The organism is Actinospica durhamensis (assembly GCF_018139695.1).
Lineage (GTDB): Bacteria > Actinomycetota > Actinomycetes > Streptomycetales > Catenulisporaceae > Actinospica > Actinospica durhamensis.
In genome coordinates this window covers 48,625-67,412 of sequence record NZ_JAGSOG010000003.1, presented here as the reverse complement: position 1 = coordinate 67,412, position 18,788 = coordinate 48,625, and the positions used below count along the sequence as shown (strand labels likewise).

General features: G+C 69.6%; 21 protein-coding genes. 12 read left to right on the top strand and 9 right to left on the bottom strand.

Translation table 11 applies throughout. The annotated features are described in order from the left end of the window. Nucleotides 1-2: 2 nt before the first annotated feature. From KDL01_RS01285 to KDL01_RS01265, 5 genes are all read left to right on the top strand, one after another. Entirely contained in the window at nt 3-890 is an 888-nt protein-coding gene (locus KDL01_RS01285) for a hypothetical protein (RefSeq protein WP_212526405.1), read from the top strand. Nucleotides 891-1,108: 218 nt separating this feature from the next. Further along, a complete protein-coding gene (locus KDL01_RS01280; protein ID WP_212526404.1) occupies nt 1,109-2,017 on the top strand; it encodes a hypothetical protein in 909 nt (302 codons plus the stop codon). After that, entirely contained in the window at nt 2,014-2,790 is a 777-nt protein-coding gene (locus KDL01_RS01275; RefSeq protein WP_212526403.1) for a hypothetical protein, read from the top strand. The genes KDL01_RS01280 and KDL01_RS01275 overlap by 4 nt, the downstream gene beginning before the upstream one ends. 99 nt (nt 2,791-2,889) lie before the next feature. Beyond that, nucleotides 2,890-3,477: an SMI1/KNR4 family protein gene (locus KDL01_RS01270; RefSeq protein WP_212526402.1), complete on the top strand. Its 588-nt coding sequence runs from the start codon at nt 2,890-2,892 to the stop codon at nt 3,475-3,477. Nucleotides 3,478-3,611: 134 nt separating this feature from the next. After that, on the top strand, nt 3,612-5,030 hold the full coding sequence (locus KDL01_RS01265) for a hypothetical protein (RefSeq protein WP_212526401.1): 1,419 nt from the start codon (nt 3,612-3,614) through the stop codon (nt 5,028-5,030). A gap of 94 nt (nt 5,031-5,124) precedes the next feature. On the opposite strand, the gene KDL01_RS01260 is transcribed toward KDL01_RS01265, so the two are convergent. After that, the gene (locus tag KDL01_RS01260; protein ID WP_212526400.1) at nt 5,125-5,850 is read right to left on the bottom strand and encodes a DUF2625 family protein; all 726 of its coding nucleotides are present in this window, start codon (nt 5,848-5,850) and stop codon (nt 5,125-5,127) included. A gap of 6 nt (nt 5,851-5,856) precedes the next feature. Between KDL01_RS01260 and KDL01_RS01255 the strand changes: the two genes are divergently transcribed. After that, nucleotides 5,857-6,594: an HAD family hydrolase gene (locus KDL01_RS01255; protein WP_368861491.1), complete on the top strand. Its 738-nt coding sequence runs from the start codon at nt 5,857-5,859 to the stop codon at nt 6,592-6,594. 30 nt (nt 6,595-6,624) lie between these two features. Here KDL01_RS01255 and KDL01_RS01250 read toward each other — a convergent pair whose 3' ends face one another. Next, complete coding sequence (locus tag KDL01_RS01250; RefSeq protein WP_212526398.1) at nt 6,625-7,506, bottom strand: hypothetical protein; 882 nt, start codon at nt 7,504-7,506, stop codon at nt 6,625-6,627. 268 nt (nt 7,507-7,774) lie between these two features. On the opposite strand from KDL01_RS01250, the gene KDL01_RS01245 reads away from it, so the two are divergent. Next, nucleotides 7,775-8,050, top strand: coding sequence for a hypothetical protein (locus KDL01_RS01245; RefSeq protein WP_212526397.1), 276 nt, complete (start codon nt 7,775-7,777; stop codon nt 8,048-8,050). Between the two features lie 161 nt (nt 8,051-8,211). Beyond that, nucleotides 8,212-8,442 (top strand): hypothetical protein, encoded by a 231-nt coding sequence (locus KDL01_RS01240; RefSeq protein WP_212526396.1) that lies wholly within the window; start codon nt 8,212-8,214, stop codon nt 8,440-8,442. A gap of 17 nt (nt 8,443-8,459) precedes the next feature. Here the strand turns inward: KDL01_RS01240 and KDL01_RS01235 are convergent, their stop codons facing one another. The 4 genes from KDL01_RS01235 to KDL01_RS01220 all read right to left on the bottom strand — a co-directional run bounded on the left by KDL01_RS01235 (nt 8,460) and on the right by KDL01_RS01220 (nt 11,381). Next, complete coding sequence (locus KDL01_RS01235) at nt 8,460-9,320, bottom strand: hypothetical protein (protein ID WP_212526395.1); 861 nt, start codon at nt 9,318-9,320, stop codon at nt 8,460-8,462. Between the two features lie 51 nt (nt 9,321-9,371). Next, nucleotides 9,372-10,010, bottom strand: coding sequence for a phosphate signaling complex protein PhoU (gene phoU, locus KDL01_RS01230; protein ID WP_212526394.1), 639 nt, complete (start codon nt 10,008-10,010; stop codon nt 9,372-9,374). Nucleotides 10,011-10,150: 140 nt separating this feature from the next. Next, complete coding sequence (locus tag KDL01_RS01225) at nt 10,151-10,750, bottom strand: histidine phosphatase family protein (RefSeq protein ID WP_212526393.1); 600 nt, start codon at nt 10,748-10,750, stop codon at nt 10,151-10,153. A gap of 94 nt (nt 10,751-10,844) precedes the next feature. Further along, entirely contained in the window at nt 10,845-11,381 is a 537-nt protein-coding gene (locus KDL01_RS01220; protein WP_212526392.1) for an NUDIX hydrolase, read from the bottom strand. Nucleotides 11,382-11,522: 141 nt separating this feature from the next. Here KDL01_RS01220 and KDL01_RS01215 point away from each other — a divergent pair, with 141 nt between their 5' ends. The 4 genes from KDL01_RS01215 to KDL01_RS01200 all read left to right on the top strand — a co-directional run bounded on the left by KDL01_RS01215 (nt 11,523) and on the right by KDL01_RS01200 (nt 16,024). Then, nucleotides 11,523-12,161, top strand: coding sequence for a hypothetical protein (locus KDL01_RS01215; RefSeq protein WP_212526391.1), 639 nt, complete (start codon nt 11,523-11,525; stop codon nt 12,159-12,161). Further along, complete coding sequence (locus tag KDL01_RS01210; RefSeq protein ID WP_212526390.1) at nt 12,158-13,324, top strand: ParA family protein; 1,167 nt, start codon at nt 12,158-12,160, stop codon at nt 13,322-13,324. The genes KDL01_RS01215 and KDL01_RS01210 overlap by 4 nt, the downstream gene beginning before the upstream one ends. Nucleotides 13,325-13,477: 153 nt before the next feature. Beyond that, nucleotides 13,478-15,358 carry a transketolase gene (locus KDL01_RS01205; protein ID WP_212526389.1) on the top strand — a complete coding sequence of 627 codons (1,881 nt, stop codon included), beginning with the start codon at nt 13,478-13,480 and terminating at the stop codon, nt 15,356-15,358. Nucleotides 15,359-15,382: 24 nt separating this feature from the next. Next, on the top strand, nt 15,383-16,024 hold the full coding sequence (locus tag KDL01_RS01200) for an HAD family hydrolase (RefSeq protein ID WP_212526388.1): 642 nt from the start codon (nt 15,383-15,385) through the stop codon (nt 16,022-16,024). A 32-nt stretch (nt 16,025-16,056) separates the two neighbouring features. On the opposite strand, the gene KDL01_RS01195 is transcribed toward KDL01_RS01200, so the two are convergent. From KDL01_RS01195 to KDL01_RS01185, 3 genes are read right to left on the bottom strand one after another with little or no spacing between them, the layout of a single operon-like run. Then, the gene (locus KDL01_RS01195; protein WP_212526387.1) at nt 16,057-16,656 is read right to left on the bottom strand and encodes an NAD(P)H-dependent oxidoreductase; all 600 of its coding nucleotides are present in this window, start codon (nt 16,654-16,656) and stop codon (nt 16,057-16,059) included. 4 nt (nt 16,657-16,660) lie between these two features. After that, nucleotides 16,661-17,221 carry a P-loop nucleotide/nucleoside kinase family protein gene (locus KDL01_RS01190; protein WP_212526386.1) on the bottom strand — a complete coding sequence of 187 codons (561 nt, stop codon included), beginning with the start codon at nt 17,219-17,221 and terminating at the stop codon, nt 16,661-16,663. A gap of 35 nt (nt 17,222-17,256) precedes the next feature. Next, nucleotides 17,257-18,732 carry a UDP-N-acetylmuramoyl-L-alanyl-D-glutamate--2,6-diaminopimelate ligase gene (locus KDL01_RS01185; RefSeq protein ID WP_212526385.1) on the bottom strand — a complete coding sequence of 492 codons (1,476 nt, stop codon included), beginning with the start codon at nt 18,730-18,732 and terminating at the stop codon, nt 17,257-17,259. Nucleotides 18,733-18,788: the final 56 nt, after the last annotated feature.

The following is an 18,788-nucleotide window of genomic DNA, read 5'->3' as shown; positions in this document are numbered from 1 at the left end:
CGATGGACGCGCTCGCTGACGGCGACGTGGCCGAGTCCGACGGCGACGCGCTCGGGGATGCGGACGCGGACGAACCGTCACTCGAGGTGGACGAGGCGGACCCCGAAGCCGAGGACGAGGACGAGCTGGACGTGGTGGCCGACGACGTGGCGCTCGGCGTGGCCGTCGGCGTCGAGGTGGTCGAGGTGGTCGAGGTGGTCGAGGTGGTCGAACTGCTCGAGCCCGTCGAGGGCGCGGACGTAGTGCTCGTCGTGGACGGTGCGCTCGTGCTCGTCGAGGTCGACGGGCTGGGCGTGCTGGACGCCGAAGTCGACGAGGAGCCGGCCGACGGGGTCACCGTGGGCTGGGTGGTGTCCGCCGTGGACGTGGTGGGCGCCGCCGTGATGGTCAGGGAGCCGAGCGGGGTCGCGCTCGACCCCTGCGTGCCGGTCAGCGAGGCCAGTGACGTCAGCGATGCGATCGAACTGATCGACGTGCTCGGCGCCGCCGCGGCCGAGGACGTCTTTCTCGCGGTGGTGGCCGTCGTGGTCGTGCTCGCGGCGGTCGTCTGCGCCGCCGGCGACGTCGTCGCGGACGTGGTCGGCGCCGAGGACGAGGTCACCGGCACGGAGACGGACGACGCCTGCGCCGGGTGGTTCGAGCCGGCCGTGCCGAAGCTCAGCGCGGCGGCCGCGGCGGCGATGCCGACCACGCCGACGGAGCTGAGCAGCACGCCCTTCGCCGGGTGCATCAGCCGGGAGCGCGCCCGCAGACCGGCCCTGCGCAAGACGCTGGTGCGGAAGACTCTGCTGCGGACGACCTGGGGCTTCACGCGAGCGTGCCGTGCCCCCGTCCTGCTCTCGCGCATCGGGTTCCCTTCGCCTAGTGCCGACCGCAAGACTCCACCATAAACAGATAAACAGGCAAACTGAACCCATATGCATACGCAACTTCCCACACCGCCCTACTGCGGACGGTCGCGGCCGGATGCCGCGCAACCCTGGGGCGCAAGCCGAATGGCGCCGTGCTCCAGCCCGCCCCCGGAATGTGCTCTGACCTGCGGTGACGACTCCTCGGCCGAGGCGCGGCCGACGATGCGGGACCCGCGTGGCGATGTTTCACTGGCGGTGTGGACCGCAAGCGCACCCTCCTGCTCGGCGCACGTTCCAAGAAGTCCGGCTCGGCCGCGGACGACGAACGCGAACGTGCCGCCGCGCGGCGCCGTGAACGCGTGCGCCTGATGATCCTGATCACCGCGCGGGCCGGCGAATACCGCAGGGGCCTGGTGCACGCGGCGGACCGGCTCAGCACCGAGGAGACGATCATCCTCGGCGACCTCGAGGATCACGGCCTGCAGGTGCCGCAGCTGCGCGACGTGCTGCGCGGCGGCCACGTGCTGGTCGACGACCCCGACCTGTACGAGCAGTGGCGGTTTCCGGACGTGAGCCACCCGCGCATCTCCAGCCACCACCGCGACATCGACAAGGCGCGCTACCCCGACATCGGCCTGCGCGGGAGCCTGGTGCGGGAGAAGCTGCACGGGCGCACCAAGACCGGCACCTGGGTGCAGCTGGAGAAGACCCCCGCGGCCTTCGGCAAGCGCAAGCTGCCCAGCCTCGACGACCTGCGGCACCTGATGGACTACTTCGTCTACCGCGTCACCAGGAGCAACGTCGGCCCCTGGGGCCTTTCGCGGATGACCGAGCGCCGCCCGCTCTACCTCTCGCCGATGCTGGCGGTGCCGGTCGAGCTCAGCCACCCGGTCGCCCGCACCCTCGACCAGGCGCTGCGGCGGATCGAGGAGGCCGACGACACCACGGCGGTCTCCGCGGACTTAGCGACCCGGGTGCCGCCGCCGGAACGGGCCGAGCCGGCGCAGGAGCTGGGCCAGGCCCTGTCCGGCCACAGCGGCCGCGGGCTGTTCGGCAGCTCCGAGGTGTGGGTGACCCAGGCCCCGTCGCCCAGCGCCGCCGCCCTGCTCAGCCGGACCCGCACACCCCCGGCACCGCACACCTGGCAGACGGGAGAGACGGGATGAACGCCCCCGAGCACGACGGCCTCGCCTCCGGACCGGGATCGGCCGGCCTGCCCGGCGCCGCGTCGGTGCCGGAAGGCCTGGTGGACGCCGTGGTCCACCTGGTCGAGACCGGACCGGTCCTGCTCGGCGCCTACACCATCGCCGAGCTGACGGCGGTGGACGCGGTCGTGGACTTCCTCGAGCGCCGCCCCTCGGACGAGGTACTGGCCGAGGCGGTGCGCTCGCTCGCGGCCCGCCAGCTGCTGCTGCCCGGCGACACCCCGGAGCAGGTGCAGGTGCGCGGCGACCTCGGCATCGCGGTGGCGTTCCAGCAGCGCGCCCGCAAGGTGCTCGACGCCCGCGTCTCCGGCACCGAGCCCGGCGAGCCCTGGCGCATCCTCGTCCTCCCGCAGCCGGAGCAGATCTGCCTGGTCGTGCGGATCGACGCGCTGGGTGTGCACGAGATCGCGCTGCGGAAGCTGGACGACACCCTGCAGATGCTCACCGACTGGCTGCCGCACGGCTCCTCCGCCCGCCAGGAGACCGTGACCGACGAGGACGAACTGCTCTCCGGCTCCAAGCGGTCCGCACTGGTCACCCTCACCGAGTACACGGCCGAAGGCTCCGCGGAGACCGCGGGCGCGAGCACCGACCTGATCCTCGCCGCCCGCGACGGCCACCTGCACGCCCTCAGCCGCGACCGGTCCACCGGCGACGGTGCACTGACCCCCGAGACCGTCGACGGCCGCGACGGCGTCCGCGACCGGCTGGGCGTGCTCGTCGGCGTGGGGTGAGCGTCGGCGTGGGATGAGCGGGCGCCGACAGTGTCCTGTCGAACCCCGGTTGCCGAAGCTCGACGCCGCAGGATATAAGCCTGTGGCATGACGCCATCAGTGTACGAAGAGTTAGTCCAGCTGCTCCCGCCGCCCGATGTGGAGGTGGCCGGCCCGCCCTGGGACGAGATCGAGTCCGCACTGGGTTTCCGGCCGCCTGCCGACTATCGGTGGTTCTGCGACACCTACGGTGGTGGATCGCTCTTCCAGGGCGCGTCGGTCATGGAGAGCTCGGAGTTCGAGATCTTCGCGCCCACCAGTGCTCCCCGCGGCCGCTGCCCGGCCGGGCTCGCGGGTCTGCGGGAGTATCACATGGCGGGGTTCCACGAGTCCTTCACCTATGACGGCGCCGACCTGGCCATGTGGAACGGCGCGCCGTACCCGGTGTATCCCGAGCCCGGCGGAGTGCTCGGCTGGGGCATGAGCGAGTGGGGCGACTCGTTCTTCTGGCTGATGCGGGGCGAGGATCCCGACGCGTGGCCGGTGGTCGCTTGGATGCGCGATCCGGCCGAGGCGTTCACCCTCGACTGCGGCTTCGTCGAGTTCCTGCGGCGCGTGGTGACCGGCGAGTTTCCGTGGACGCCGAGCTGGGCCGGCCCCGACGTGCAGTGGCATATGCGCAGCGACTGGAGGCGCAAGGTCAGGTAGGCGGAATCGGGCTGTATCCGGGTTCTGCGGAGCGAAGCAGTGTGCTGTGTCGGGTGAGGGGCCGCGGGGCATCCGTGTGAGGCGGTATATTCACGTGCGCGGATCGTCCGCGGGACCTGTGGGGGAGTGGACGGATGGCTACGGATCACCCGGCTGACGTCGCCGGAGAACTCGAGATCACAGGTCGGCTGGCGGCTGCGGGCGAGTTCGAACACGCGGTCGATCACGTGATTCGAGCACTGACGGCGGGCGGGGCGACCCCGGAGATCAAGGACGCGCTGGAGATGCTCGCCGCGCGCGTGGCCGAGGCGGGGTCCCAGGACGCCGGCCTCACCGGCACGCTCGCCGGCCTGTTCATCGACACGGGCGACACGGCGCAGGCGGTGAGCTGGGCCCAGCGCACCTACGAGCTGGCGCCGCAGGAGCGCAGGTCCCGAGCGCAGCTGCTCGCGTTCACCTACAAGCACACCGGCGACATCGAGCTGCTCGTGCAGCTGGCCGACCTCGCGCGCGAGGAACCGGACGAGGACGACGTCGTGCGGAGACTGTTCGCGGTGTCATGTCGTGGCACGACGTGGCTGGGATTCGTGCCCGGACCCACCGACTCGCTCGTCTCCCTGACACACAACCTTCTCGCGAGTGGTGACTACACCCCCGGCCCGGACGGCACCTACGACGCGCCGCTGGTCCTGAAGGCGTCGGCGCTGGAGTCGCCGAGTGCCGCGGCCGCTTTCGGCGCGCTCTTTCCCGAGGCGCAGCTCACCGTCGTCGAGGTTCCCGAGCCCGACATCCGCCGCCCGGCCGTGGAGGGCCTGGCCTACCGGCTGTGGGACTATCAGGACACGACGGCCATCGCCCGTTACCCGGAGCCGTCGCCGCAGGCCGCGGCCACGCTGCGCCGAGTCGCCGCCACGCGGTGGGGAGATCCGCTGCACGTGTTCGAGCAGTCCGCCGCATTGGGAGAGCTCGGCGACGAGGACCTGCTCGGCCTGCTCACGCACGTGCCCCCGGCCCCTGATGACGAGCGGTGGGCTGCGATGTCCCGGCACAATCCGCTCTACTGGCCACGCGTGGCGCAGGTATGGGTGTGCCTCGGCTGGCTGCACGTGCGTCCCGAGGAGCCGTGGCGCACGTCCACGCGCCTGCACGTGCTCGGCGACCTGCTGTTCGGCCCCGAGGACTGGACCGTGGACGCGGCGGCCAACGCGCTCGCCACGGCCGCGTGGAACCTGCCGGAGACGCGCGCCGAGATCCTCAACCTACTGATGAAGCGCACGCTGACCGTGATCGAGGCGAGCCATTCCCGTGCGACGGAACTGCTCGAGCCCCTCGGTGAACTCATCCTGACCACGCCCGGCGACAACCCGCGCCTGCGCGAGCCGATCCGCGACATCCTGGCGATGCACCGGTCCCTGGCGGAGCCGCCGGTTCCGGCCGAATTCACCCCGGACGCGATCAAGCAGTGGGGGCAGGGCATCAAGGCGCAACACGACGCGCAGGCGGCGGCCCGGAACCCGGACAAGAAGCGTCGCCTGTGGAAGCGCTCGTCCTAGAAGAACCCTGCGGTGGTGGACCCCGCGGTCCCTGGCACGCGGGCGCTCGGTGGCTCGGGCGCTCGGATCGGGGCTGTCCGCCTATATCAGAGTCCTACACCGTGCCGAGGAAGCCGGGATCCGCGGGTCCCATCTGCCGGGCGAAGTCCACGGCCACGCCCAGTACTTGACCCATGGGCACCGCCTTCCGGCTGGTGGCCGGGAGATCGGCGTGGGCTTCCTCGCTCCAGAGCGGCGGGAAGAAGTTGATGCCCTCGGTCCAAGCCAGCGCCCCGGTCTCCTGCTGCCATCCCGGCCAGCGCATTCCCTCGTAGAACTGCTCCAGCCGGCCCGAGAGCAGCCAGGAGAGCCACGTCGAGTGGCCCATCCGCAGCTCCTCCCACTCCAACGAATCGGGCGCGAAGTAGGTCATCTGTCCCGGCACGCCGGGGCGGCCCTCCGCGGCGGGATCGTGCCCGTTCAGCGCGAACACCCCGCCGAGCACGTCGTGGCCGACGACCAGACTCGGCGCCGGATGCCATTCCGGGTCGAAGTCGGCGGGGAACGCGTTGACCTCGGCGAGACTCGGCATGCGCCGCTCGCTGCTCGACCCGGCGCCGTACACGCGCACCCAGCCCTCGTCCACGAGCAACCCGCCACAGTTGAGCACCAGCCCGCCGAGCGCGGAGCGGGCGCTGATCTGCAGTTGCAGCAGGCCGCGACGAGCTTCGCCGTCGTCGGCGGGCAGCACCACCGGGGGCACCGCGCTCTCCGCGAACAGTGCCTCCAGCGCCGGCCACGCCGGGTCATCGACCGTCGTCAGTTCCTCGAGTTCACGCACCGACCGATGATCGCATTACCGCGAGGCCCTTGGCGACCAAGGGATGCGCTAGGTTCTCGTAGATCGATTCGTGGTGTGGGGGAGGGCGACGCGGTGGGTGGGCACGCACGTGTGCTGGCGTTCGATATGGACGGGACCTTGTTCGACACCGAGGGCGTCAAGCTGGCTTCGTTCCGAGACGCGTTCGCTCCGCTGTGCGCGAACGAGGAGCAGCTCGGGCAGGTCGACGCGTACAACACCGCTCATCGCGGGATCCCTCGAGCGGAGAAGTTCCAGCACATCCTGACCGACATCCTCGGGCAGCCGCCGCGGTTGCAGGACGAGGTCGACGCGCGGTACGCGCACCTGCTGGAGCAGCGGCTGGGTCAGTGTCCGCCGATCGCCGGGCTCGCGGAGTTCATCGCGGCCGTCGCCGCGGTCCGCTACGTGGTCAGCAGCGCTCCGGAGGCGGAGATCCACCGCATGCTGACCGGACACGGCCTCGACGCGGCGTTCCACGGAGTGTTCGGGCGCCGGTGGACGAAGACGCAGGCACTGGGCGAGATCTGCGCGCGACACCGCGATGAGCACGTGGTGTTCTTCGGTGACGCTCCGGCAGACCGGGACGCAGCTCGGCAAGCTGGCGTCGCGTTCATCGCGGTCAACCCGAACGCAGCGCTCAAGGCCCAGGTGCAGGACTCCATCGCAGATTACACGTATCTTGACCAAGACACGCTCGCTGCGTTGCTGGCCTCGGCCGCCTGACCCGTCACGTCACCTCACGGTGGCGTCGGTTCAGACCCCGCGTCGACGTACCCTGCGCCACAGCCCCAGCCCGAGCAGCAGCGCGACGACCGCCGCGGCGGCGCCGGCGGCGAGTGCCGGCGAAGCCGTGCTCGACGGCTTGCCGTCCGCGGCGAGATCAGCGCTGATCGGCGTGGCGGACGGGGCCGCTGCACTCGGGCTCGGTGCCGCAGCGGTCGTGGCCGTCTCCGTCGCACTCGGCGTGGTGGGCGCCGCCGAGGTCGCGGCTTTACGCGGCGACGGAGAGGGACTGGGCTTCGAGGCGGCGTGCGTCGTGCGGACCGACGCCGGCGCCGTCGAGTGCACGGGGACCGGTGCCGTGGCCGTCGAACTCTTGAAGGTGAAGGTGCGCGTCGGCCCGGTCGGGAACGAGATCGCGCCGTAGGGGAGCGCGGTCTGCGTGGTCACGCCCCACACGGTCGGGTAATCGACGGTCCACGTTCCGGCGGGAGCCTTGTCCTCGATGGTGAAGCGGACGCCTGAGGTGTACGTCTTGCCCGGTTCCTCGGTCAGGAACGTGTCGAACTCGTAGCTCCAGCTCTGGCCGTTGTCCGGGCTCTCGGTGACCCACGCGTGCGTGACCGGGTTCATGAACTGGACCTGGACCTCGTGGTCGATGGTCGAGCCCTGCGCCGAGAGGCCGAAACTCAGGCCACTGATCTGGATGGGCTGGTGGTACGTGTTCTGGCCGAACGAGGTGAGCAGCGTCACCGTCTGGCCCGGCTCGACCCGCTGCGGCAGGCTGCCGCTCCAGCTCTCCGTGATCTTCAGCTCGACGCTCGCGGCCGAAGCCGCCGGGGCGGCGCAGGTCAGCGCACATCCGGCCAGTACGGCGGCGCATACGCCGGTGATCAGCGTCCGCTTGGCTGCCATTTCCCCCTCCAAGGTCGAGCAATCAGCCGAACAGTAGCCTGTCGCCGCACCCGACACCAAGAGCCGGGTCGGACCTTGTCATTCAAGCCGGGGCTCGTCCTGCGAGAGCGGGCTGCAACCCACTCGGCCGGAGAGGACGTCTGACGGGGCGGGAGGTGGGTCGCGTGACCGAAATCGCGCTTCATGCAGGGGGTGGCCGGCCCGGGGACGTGCCGTCGCGTGGGCGGTCGGTGCACCGGAGCCGCCGTGTTCGTCGATCGGCGCCGCCTTGAGCAGCAGTGTGGGATTCAACGGCGGCGGCCCGGTGTCGTGCTCGGCGCTCCCCAGCGGCCGATGGCTTGTCACCGGGGAGCCGGAATCGACCGCGACAACCCAGGTGGAGCGTTACGGCGCATATTATGTCGCGTTGACGGTCGACAGCCAATCGTTGCAGCCGATCTCCCCCGCGCGGTTGCCGGCGCTGCTCGCGTCCGTGCACCACGCCGACGACGCGGACCTGGCTGCCGATCGGATGGACACGAGCACCCTGTTGTCCGTCCTCTGAGCTCGACGTCGCCTTCGCGGCCCCATTGATTTTTTTCTTGGCACCGGGCCGTGTAGATCTGCCCGGACGGGACACATGGTCCTGCCGATGCGCACGACAGGCCGCGAGCCTGGAGTCCTCGGCACGCACCGTGTGGGTCGAGATGGATCAAGGGGTTCGTGATGTCGCAGCTCGTGGAGATGGTGTCCACCGACCTTGCGGTCGGTGCCGCCGGCGAAGCGGTGAGGTCCGAGCGCGTTGAGGCGCCCGCCGCGGCCCAAGGCGATCTGTTGCGCGGGACCGCGTACGCAGTGCGGCAGCGCCTTTTCCAGTTGCTGACATACAGCCGCCCCCACGCCGGTGACAGCGCGGTGGACGCGTCGGCGCCGGCTGAGACTCAGCCTGTCGAGTAGGGATCGATGCCCGAGCGCTACAAGCGCGAGTCGGCGGGCACCGCGTCGCGCATCTCGAGCATTTCCACCAGTCTCCGGTTGTTGCGCCGCGTCCCCCACGCGTTCAGTGCCCACAGTCCGGCGGCGATCGCGCCGACACCGGCCAAGGTGGCCAACGCCAGCAGCGGACTCGGCCTGTCCGTCAATGCGTACTGTAGGAACAGGAACGCCGGCCCGTTCAGGATCACCAGCAGGCCCACGCCCATCCCGAGGGCCTTGGCGCGCCGGCCCGGGCGGCGCCGTCCGACGTACATGATCACGAAGCCGAGCAGGAAGCTGCACGGGATCGCGAAGCCGCCGAGCCAGTTGCGGGCCCGGATGTCCGGAGAACCGCTGTCCACGCTGACCGTGCCGGCCGACTCCAACTGGATCAGGTCGCCGTGCCACACCGTCGCCGTGACCTGCTGCCCGGGCTTCACCTGAGCGATCAGGCCGTGGAGACCGTGATTGGAACCGGCCGGGGTGAACGTCGTCTGCCCCGATCCGATCCCGGTGAGCTCCAGCCAGTACGAGGTGTCCCGCTCGTCTCCCCCCTGATCGATCGAGGACACGGTGACCGGAACGGAGGCGACGCAATTCGGCCCCTGCGTCGTGCCCGGGCAGCGCGGCGCCGAGTCGTAGCGCTGCGCCGCCAACTGAGCCGGTATCGCGAAGCAGCCGATGGAGAGCGTCATCAGGGCGGCGAGGATGAGCTGGATACGCAGTACCAGCAGTGCGAGCTTGCGCTCCTCAGCAGGGCCGTAGCCCCCGGCCACGCCGCCTTTCGCCACCGAAGCCATACCGCGCTCGCCGTCCCCCGCGTCCCCCGGCGCACCTGTGCGCGCCCCCTGCTCCGCCATCGTACGCCCATGAGCATAAAGAGCGGCGGGGCCGGGGGTGGACGCCTGCCGTCACTGCTCCCCGGTGACGAGGAACACGAGGCGGCGGGCGACGGAGACGGCGTGGTCGGCGAAGCGCTCGTAGTAGCGGCTGAGCAGGGTGACGTCGATCGCCGACTCGGTGGTGTGCGGGCTGTCCTGGGCGAGCAGGGCCATGAACACCGCGCTGTGCAGCCGGTCGACCGCGTCGTCGCGCGCCTCGATGCCCCGCGCGGCCTCGACGTCCTTGTCCTCGACGATGCGCGCGACGTTCTCCGCGAGCTCCGCGCCGATCTCGCCCATCTGCTCGAAGATCGGGCGCAGCTCCTGCGGCACGGCGTGCTCGGGGTAGCGCATCCGGGCGACCTTGGCGATGTGCCGGGCGAGGTCGCCCATCCGCTCCAGGTCGGCGCTCATCCGCAGCGAGGTGACCAGGGTACGAAGGTCGCCGGCCACCGGCTGCTGGCGCGCCATCAGGTCCAGGGTGCGCACGTCGAGTTCGCGGTGCAGCGCGTCCACGGCGTCGTCGGCGGAGATGACCGCTTCGGCGGTGGCCAGGTCCGCCTCCAGCAGCGCCGTGGTGGCCCGGGACAGGGCGCGGCCGACCAGACCGGCCATCTCGACCAGGGTGTGACCGACCGAGTCCAACTGCTCGTGGTAGGCATCGCGCATCGCGTCGCCGCTCCAATCTCTCCATCAGGGAAATCACGGTGGATCACGGGGGATCGCGTACACCCCACGCTACCGGCCGCCGGACGCGCAACTCCGTGCCGAAGGTGAACAGATGGCGTCGTGCGGCGTAATCCTGGATGTCACGCCGTGGCCGGGGACAGCGCCACGAACTCGCGCCGGTCCGGGCGCACCTTGTACACGAGGTCGGACGGGTGGCTGAGCGCCAGCGCCTCGGTACGCGAGAGCCCGGCCAGGTTCTTCAGCAGCATCCGGCCGATCATCTCGTGCGAGACGAGCAGCGGACGACGCGCACCTGAGCCGGCGATCGCCTCCAGCGCCCGAGCGGCCCGCGCATCGGCGTCGGCATAGCTCTCCCCATCCGGAAACCGGCAGAAGTACTTGTCGCGCGCCCGCGCCTGCTCGAACCCCGGCCAACCCGCCTCCACCTGCGCCCGCACCAGCCCGGACAACCGCCCGTGATCGACCTCGGCGAGCTCCTCCACCACCTGTGCCGCCAGCCCCAAGGCTGCGGCGAACACCTCCGCGGTGGTCCGGGCACGTCCCATGGGACTGCAGAACAGCGCGTCGATCGGCTCGGCGCGGGCGTCCTCGGCATTTCGCCGCGCCTGCGCGAGACCCGTGGGCGTCAGCGGCGAATCGAGCCGCCCCTGCCGCCGGCCTTCCACGTTCCACTCGGTCTGCCCGTGCCGGGCCAGGTATACGGTCTCGAAGTCGAACACGAGCGCCAGTCCTACCACGTCACGTCGATGTGAGGCCACGGAATATCGCGTGTCCGACGGTCCGCGGCCCGCATCGGCGCGCCCGCGCCCCTGCTCACACCCACGTGTAGTTCGCGTCCGTCACCGCCTCCAGTGCGGCGTCGGTGACGGGAGCGCGCGGATCGGCGAGGGCGCGCAGAACCGGGCCGATGGGCGGGAACAGCGGCAGGTCGGCGGCTTCGCGGTAGTCGACCCACGCGATCGTGCCGACCTCGGGTGAGCCGTCGGGCTGCTCGTCGAGCTCCTGGACGGCCAGGCCCGCGCGCACCGCCGGGGTGACGTGGAAGCGGTGGATCAGATGCAGCTTGCGCGGTGGCGGTGTGGGACCGGGCCGTGAGACGCGCTGATCGAGCACCCACAGCAGCTCGCCGCCCTCAGCCTGATCGAGGTCGAGGGCGAGTTCCTCGGCCAGCTCCCTGCGCAGCGCGTCCGGGAGCGGTTCGCCGTCCTCCACGTTCCCGCCGATCGTGGTGTAGTGCACCGAATCCGCACGCTCGCGCCGGATCAGCGCGACCTCGTCACCGCAGAAGACCAGCGCACTGGTACGGATCTTGATACGTGAGAACGGCGGCGGGTCGGGCATCGTCGGCATGCCCGGCATTCAACCATGCTGATGATCTTTACGGCGGGTCCCGCAGGAGCTCTGCAACGATTCGGAGAACACGGAGACCCCGGCCTTGTTCGGACTCTACTCTGCAGCCAGATCTTCACCATGGGAGGGGACCGATCGCGCGTGGGGCCGAAGCTGAAGCGGGTGAAATGTCCCGACAAGACCACGAAGTTCGTCCACCGCGACGTCAGTGACGCCTATCCGCTCTCGTTGCGGGAGGGCTCGGCGAATCTGAAGGCCAAGATGAAAAGCGCTGAGCTGGCGAACGCGAGTCTGGAAGGCGGCTACCAGGCCAAGATCGGGGGCATGCTGATGGAGCTCGACGAGAAGAACAACTCCCTGATGTTGAAATTCCGATCTGCGTACCTGGTCTTCCAGGGCGACCCCTGCTGCCAGGCCGGATACCTCGCGGAGCAGACCAAGAGCATCACCGAGGCGCACGATCGGCTCCTCAGCACGAGCTTCAAGATCAACGGTTACATCCAGCTGATCAAATTCCGGCCGAGCAGCGCGGCGGAGCTCACCGAGGCCTTCATCGAGGTCATCAACGAACTCCATCCGACCTCGCCGGTACTCAACCAGGCCGCCGCCACCGCGGCCATCGGCGCCAGCCGCAGCGCCGCCGCGACCTGGATGGCCGGCCCGCCCGACCGGTCGGACCAACCGGCCGTCGGCGGAACCCCGGGATCCAACGGGACAGCGCCGACATCGGGTGTGCCGGAGAAGTCCGCGGCCCAGGACGACCCGGAGGCGGTGGCATGAGCGCGAAGGTCTACTGCATGGCCAGCGCGAAGGGCGGCTCGGGCAAGACGATCCTCGTGGCGGCCTTCGGCACCTTCCTGGCCTCGATGGGCAAGCGAGTCCTGATGATCGACACCGATGCCGCGACGAACGGCCTCACCCTGCTCTACCTCAACCAGATCGTCGAGGCGCGAGACGACGCCTCCGCCGTCGAACCGCCCAGGGGGCTGTTCGAGTACGACCGGTTCGGGTTCTTCACCACTGAGATCTCCTCCCGCCTCGACGTACTTCCGGCGACGTACGGCTTTCAGAACACCGAGGACGTCCCGCTCGAGGCCTACCGTGCCGCCCTGTACGCGGCCGTGCGAGAGTACCGGGAGACCTACGACTACATCTTCCTCGACGCCCAGGCCGGGTCGGACGAGTACGCCGCGGTGGCCATCAGCGAGAGCGTCTCGGACCGCGTCGTCATCGTGAGCGAGTACGACCCCATGTCCGCGGCGGGCGTGGAGCGGCTCAAGGCCCTCTTCCGTGAGGACATGCAGTATCACCGCACCTGGGTCCTGCTGAACAAGATGCTGCCGGAGTTCGTGAAGTCCTTCCGGGACTTCATGGAAGTCGCGCGCTACCTCAGCCCCATCCCCTGGAACGCCGAGGTCGTCCGCGCGTACGCACGCCGCTCGCTGGCGCTCGACCTCGAGGAGGGCAACGAGTACACCCTGGCCATCGTGCAGGCACTGCGTTCCCTGCTCGACCGGGACGACCGCGAGGAACTGGAGGCGTGGCTGGGCACGCGGACGGCCGAGTTGAAGGCGCCCATTCGCGAGCGGCTGCGGGAGGCGCAGATGCGCCTGGTGGCGCTGGAGGAAGAAGCGCTGCTCGCCGCGAGGCGCAGGCAGTTCGGACGCCTCGTGCGTATCGTGGGGCCGTCTGTCGTTACGGCTGCCGCGGCGCTCGGACTTGTTCTTTTCCACCTGGGTAGTTGGCTCAGTGCTGGTGTGGTCCTGGCAGCCGCAGGAGCCCTCCTCGTGCCGTCGACGTACTTGGAACACGACTCCACTGGAGCGGCCGCCGGTCGGACCGAAGCCGAACTCGGTCTCAGCAGTCTGAGACGAGAGGTGGCCCAGCTCGAAATCCTGGACGGGCTCGAGTTCGAGGACCTTATCCGCAGGCGGAAAAGCTGACGGGAGCACCTCGGCTGCGTCGATTCCCGGCTGTCCTATTCCCGGAACTCGGCTGTAGATCCTGTTCTTGACAGCGATCTGCGACTCACCGACACTGGGAACGATCACATGGTCGAAGCGCTTCGATGCCGCGTCCGAATGGGATGACAACGCATGACGAATGATTCATCGCGCCAGACGCTGACTCCCACCGCGGATGCGGCGGCGCTGCGGGAGTTGGCCGGCCAGCTCAGGGCGGACTCCATTCGGTGTTCCACGAGCGCGGGCAGCGGCCACCCTTCATCGAGCATGTCGGCGGCGGACCTGCTTGCGGTACTGGTGACCCGCCACCTGCGCTACGACTGGGACGATCCGCATTCGGCCGCGAATGACCACCTGATCTTCTCGAAGGGGCACGCCTCGCCGCTGCTGTACTCCGTGTACAAGGCGGTGGGCGTGGTCGAGGACGAAGAGCTGATGACCACCTACCGTCGGCACGGCCACCGGCTGCAGGGGCATCCGACGCCGATTCTCCCGTGGGTGGACGTGGCGACCGGCTCGCTCGGCCAGGGCTTGCCCTACGGCGTCGGCGTGGCCTGGGCGGCCTCCCGGCTGGACCACAGTGACGCGCATGTGTGGGTGCTGTGCGGCGACAGCGAGTTGGCCGAGGGCTCGATATGGGAGGCGTTCGACCGGGCCTCCTCGGCCGGGATCGCCGACATCACCGCGATCGTGGACGTCAACCGGCTCGGCCAGCGCGGCGCCACCGCGCACGGCTGGGACCTCGAGGGCTATCGGCGCAAGGCGGAGGCCTTCGGCTGGGAAGCCGTGGTGATCGACGGGCACGACGTGGAGCAGGTGGACAAGGCGCTCGCGCGGGCCCGTGAGAGCGACCGGCCCTTCGCGATCCTGGCGAAGACGGTGAAGGGCAAGGGTTTCTCCGAGATCGAGGACAGCCCGTCCTGGCACGGCAAACCGCTGCCGGCGGAGATGGCCGAGCGGGCGCTGGCCGAACTCGGCGCCTCCGGCGACATCCGGGTGCGCGGCCCGCTGCCCGAGCCGAGCGAGGTCCGGCAGGTCGCGGCCGGGGGCGCCGTCGTGCAGCTGCCCCGGTGGGATCAGGGTGAGAAGGTGGCCACCCGCCGGGCCTACGGCGACGCGCTGGCCGCGCTCGGGGCCGACCCGCGGGTGGTGGCCCTGGACGCGGAGGTGAGCAACTCCACCTACGCCGAGCTGTTCGCGAAACAGTACCCTGACCGGTTCTTCGAGGCCTTCATCGCCGAGCAGCAGCTGGTGGCGGCCGCGGTGGGCGTGGCGGTGCGCGGGTACGCGCCGTTCGCCTCGACCTTCGCGGCCTTCTTCGCGCGGGCCAGCGACTTCATCCGGATGACCGGTATCAGCGGCACCAGCATCCGGCTGGTCGGATCGCACGCGGGCGTGGAGATCGGTCCGGACGGGCCCTCGCAGATGGCGCTGGAGGACATCGCGTCGCTGCGCGCGATCCACGGCTCGACGGTGCTCTACCCCGCCGACGCGACCTCGACCGCGGCGCTGGCCGCCGTGATGGTCGAACTCGCCGGGGTCTCCTACCTGCGCATCACCCGCGGCGCCTACCCGGTGCTCTACCCGCACGGCGAGAGCTTCGAGGTCGGCGGGTCCAAGACGCTCATCTCCTCCGGCCAGGACCAGGTGACGCTGATCGGGGCCGGGGTGACCGTGTACGAGGCGCTCGCGGCGGCCCAGGTGCTGGCCGACGAGGAGGGCATCGCGGCCCGGGTGATCGACCTGTACTCGGTCAAGCCGGTGGACGCCGCCACGCTGGTGCGGGCCGCATCGGAGACCGGCCGGATCGTGGTGGCCGAGGACCACTACCCGGAAGGCGGCCTCGCCTCCGCCGTGCTCGAGTCCCTTGCCGCGCACGATGCCCCGGCCGCGGTGCGCAGCCTGGCCGTCCGCTCGCTGCCCGGCTCCGGAGAGCCGCATGAGACACTCGACGCGGCAGGCATCTCCGCCACGCACATCGTCGCCGCGGCACGCGCCCTCGTCCACGGCTGAACAGGACCATGAACAGGATCAACGGTGAGAAAGTACATACTCTTCGATCATGACGGCGTTCTGGTGGACACCGAATTCTGGTACTTCAAAGCCGGAGAACGCGCACTCGCGGACATCGGCGTGGCTTTGGACAAGGACCAGTACCTCAGGGACATGAACCAGGGTTTGGGCACGTGGGTGCAAGCCAGGGCGGCAGGCATCGACGAACAGACCATCGGGAAGCAGCGTGAGGCACGCGACGCTTACTACCAGGAATATCTGAGAACGGAATCCATCGAGATCGAAGGCGTCGTCGAAGCCCTCGCCGAACTGTCCAAGCACGTCCGCATGGCCATCGTGACCACGGCGAAGCGTGTGGATTTCGATACCATCCACGAAAAGCGGCACATCAGGCAGTTCATGGACTTCGTCCTGGTTCGCGAAGACTACCAGCTCGCCAAGCCGCACCCGGAGCCGTACCTGACCGGTCTCAAGCGCTTCGGGGCCGCCAAGGAAGAGACCCTCGTCGTCGAGGACTCATCCAGAGGACTCAACTCGGCAGTGGCGGCCGGTATCGACTGTGCCATCGTCTTTAACGAATTCGCGAAAACGCAGGATTTCTCGAAGGCCAGCTATCGAATCGATGCTCTGATCGAGCTGAAGGACATCATCCTCGATGTAGCCTGACGGTGTATACGGTGTGCGTCGATCCGCTCGACTCAGATCGACCGGGCCAAGGCTGCTGCGTGCGCCAAATGTCGGTCCCTCTCCACGGTCCAGCGCTCGGCGCCGTTGGCGTCCTTACCCGGCACCGAGCCGCCGAAGACCACGAACTCACTCGACCGGGCCCGCTGCCCGATGCGATCGGTCAGCATCACGGTCTTCATCGCCTGATAGCAGCCCGACGCCTCGAGTTCGGCGATGCTGTACCCGGCCGTGCACAGCACCAGCGCCTTATCCACCACCCGCGCGCCCGGCCCCTTGTACGCGAACCCCACTGTCCATACCCGGTCGAACCAGCCCTTGAGCCGCGCCGGACAATCGGCCCACCACACCGGGTAGACGAACACCCACGCATCGGCGGCATCCAGCCTGGCCTGCTCGGCAGCGACGTCGTCGGGAACGGGAGCGTCCGCACGGTAGCCGGACTCACGCTCGTACTCCGCCGCCGTGAGCTCCGAGCGAAACCCCATCACGTACAGATCAGAGACCGTGTACGTGTGGCCCGCCTCCTCAAGACCGCCGAGGAACGCGTCGAGGATCTCGCGCGTGAAGCCCCGGTTGCCGGGGTGCGTGTATACGACGTGGACGTGACTCACGTGCTCATTCTCCGTGCGTGAGCCCGAGGCCCGCCTTGACGGCCTCCGAACGCACCCGCTCGGCCACTTCCGCGACAGTCATGCGCGTCGTCGTGTCGACCTCGACCACGGGCCCGAGCCCGACCGGACCGGCGTACGCCGCATACCCCTCGAGCGTCATGTTGTTGGTATGTATGCGGTGTCGAGCGGGCGTGCCGTGCCGAGCCTGATACCGCGAGTCGGCCACCTTCGCAGGGCACGCACAGTAGACCTCGACCAGCAGCCCGCCCTGCGTCAGCTCGGACAGCTTCTGCCGCTGGCGTTCATGGCCGGGAAGGAAGTTCGCCTCCAGCACACACGCCGGCGCGTCACCGGCCAACCGCCACAACAGTTCCATCGCCGCCGCGCCGAGCCGGCTCGACCACTCGACGCCGTCCCTGCGCTGGTCGCCGAGCATGTCGTCGAGGGTCTCCTTGACCGTGTCCTTGGTGAACAGCGGTAGGCCGAGCTCGGCCGCGAGCGGCCCGGCGAGCGTCGTCTTCCCGGAGCCCGGCGCACCGGAGATGATCACGATTCTGCGCTTCACGATGGATCATCCTGCCGCATCGGGCGACTCTAAGCTCACCCGATCGGCTCAGCGCTGAGTTCGCGCACGACGGCGATGTCCTGGAACGGCGTGGTGCGGTCGCCGATGATCTGGTAGTCCTCGTTGCCCTTGCCGGCGATCAGCGCGGTGTCGCCGGGTCGGGCGGCGCCGAGGGCGCGGGCGATGGCTTCGCGGCGGTCGGGGAGCCGGTCGTAGGTCGCGTCGGTCGTGCTCAGGCCCCGTTCGATCGCGTCGAGGATCGACTCGGGGTCTTCGGTTCGAGGGTTGTCGCTGGTGATGATCACATGGTCGGACAGGCGTCCGGCGATGACGCCCATGGGAGCGCGTTTGCCGGGGTCGCGGTCGCCGCCGCAGCCGAAGACGGTGATGAGCCTGCCGTCCCCGGCCAGTTCGCGGAGCGTGTCCAGCACCTTCTCCAGGGAGTCGGGGCTGTGGGCGTAGTCGATGACGACGGTGGTGCCGTTCGGAAGGCGCAGGGTCTGCATGCGTCCGGGGATCTGTCCGAGGGCCTCGAGCGCGGGCAGGACGCGGTCGAGCTCGTAGCCCAGCAGCCCGCAGACCGCGATCGCGGCCAGGGCGTTGGAGACGGCGAAGCGGGCGGGGACGGGGACCTTGGCCCGGTACTCCCGACCCCGGTGGTGCAGCGTGAATGTGGTGCCGGCGGGCGAGATCTGGATGTCGGTGGCCCGGTAGTCGGCGTCCTGCTCGATACCGAAGCTCGTCACCCGGCCCGGCATCAGGGTGTGGATCTCGGCGCTGACCGGGTCGTCGGCGTTGGCCACCGCCAGGCCGGCCAGGCCGGAGAACAGCAGCATCTTGGCTTGCCGATAGGCGTCCATGCTGCCGTGGTCGTCGAGGTGGTCGGGCGAGAGGTTGGTGAACACGCCGATGTCGGTGAACGCGTGGTCCACCCGGTGCTGGAACAGGGCGAGCGAGGACGCCTCCATGACGAGGGTGCCCACCTGCCGGTCGGCCATGGCGCGCAGGATCGCCTGCAGCTCGATGGCCTGCGGCGTGGTCGGAGTGCTCACCGAAAGAGGCAGGGGCTTGAGATCGACGCGCGTCCCACCGGTTCCGATCACGCCGACCGGGGCCGGGCTGAGCGAGCTGAGGATCGACTCCAGCATGGCCGCGACCGAGGTCTTGCCGTTCGTTCCGGTGATCGAGACGACCACCATCGACCGCCCGGGTTCCCCCTGCTGGCGAGCCGCGACGTGCGAGGCCGCGGCCAGGGTGTCGGGCACGCGGACGACGGTCATCCCCTCCGGCGCCCGGCTCTCGGCATCGGTGACCAGAGCCGCGACCGCGCCCTTGTCGAAAGCCTCCTGGAGCAGGGCGTGGCCGTCATGCCGGCGCCCGGCGACCGCCACGAACAGCGACCCGCGTTCGACGCTGCGGGTGTCGGCGGTCACCGGGGCCGTGATCTCGATCTCGAGGGTGCCTCGAACGAGTCGATACGGGTGCTGATCGAGGAGGTCGGCGAGCTTCATCGGGCAGTGCGCTCCTTCGATCGGACGGTGCTCAGGTCACGCGGGCCTGGGACCTC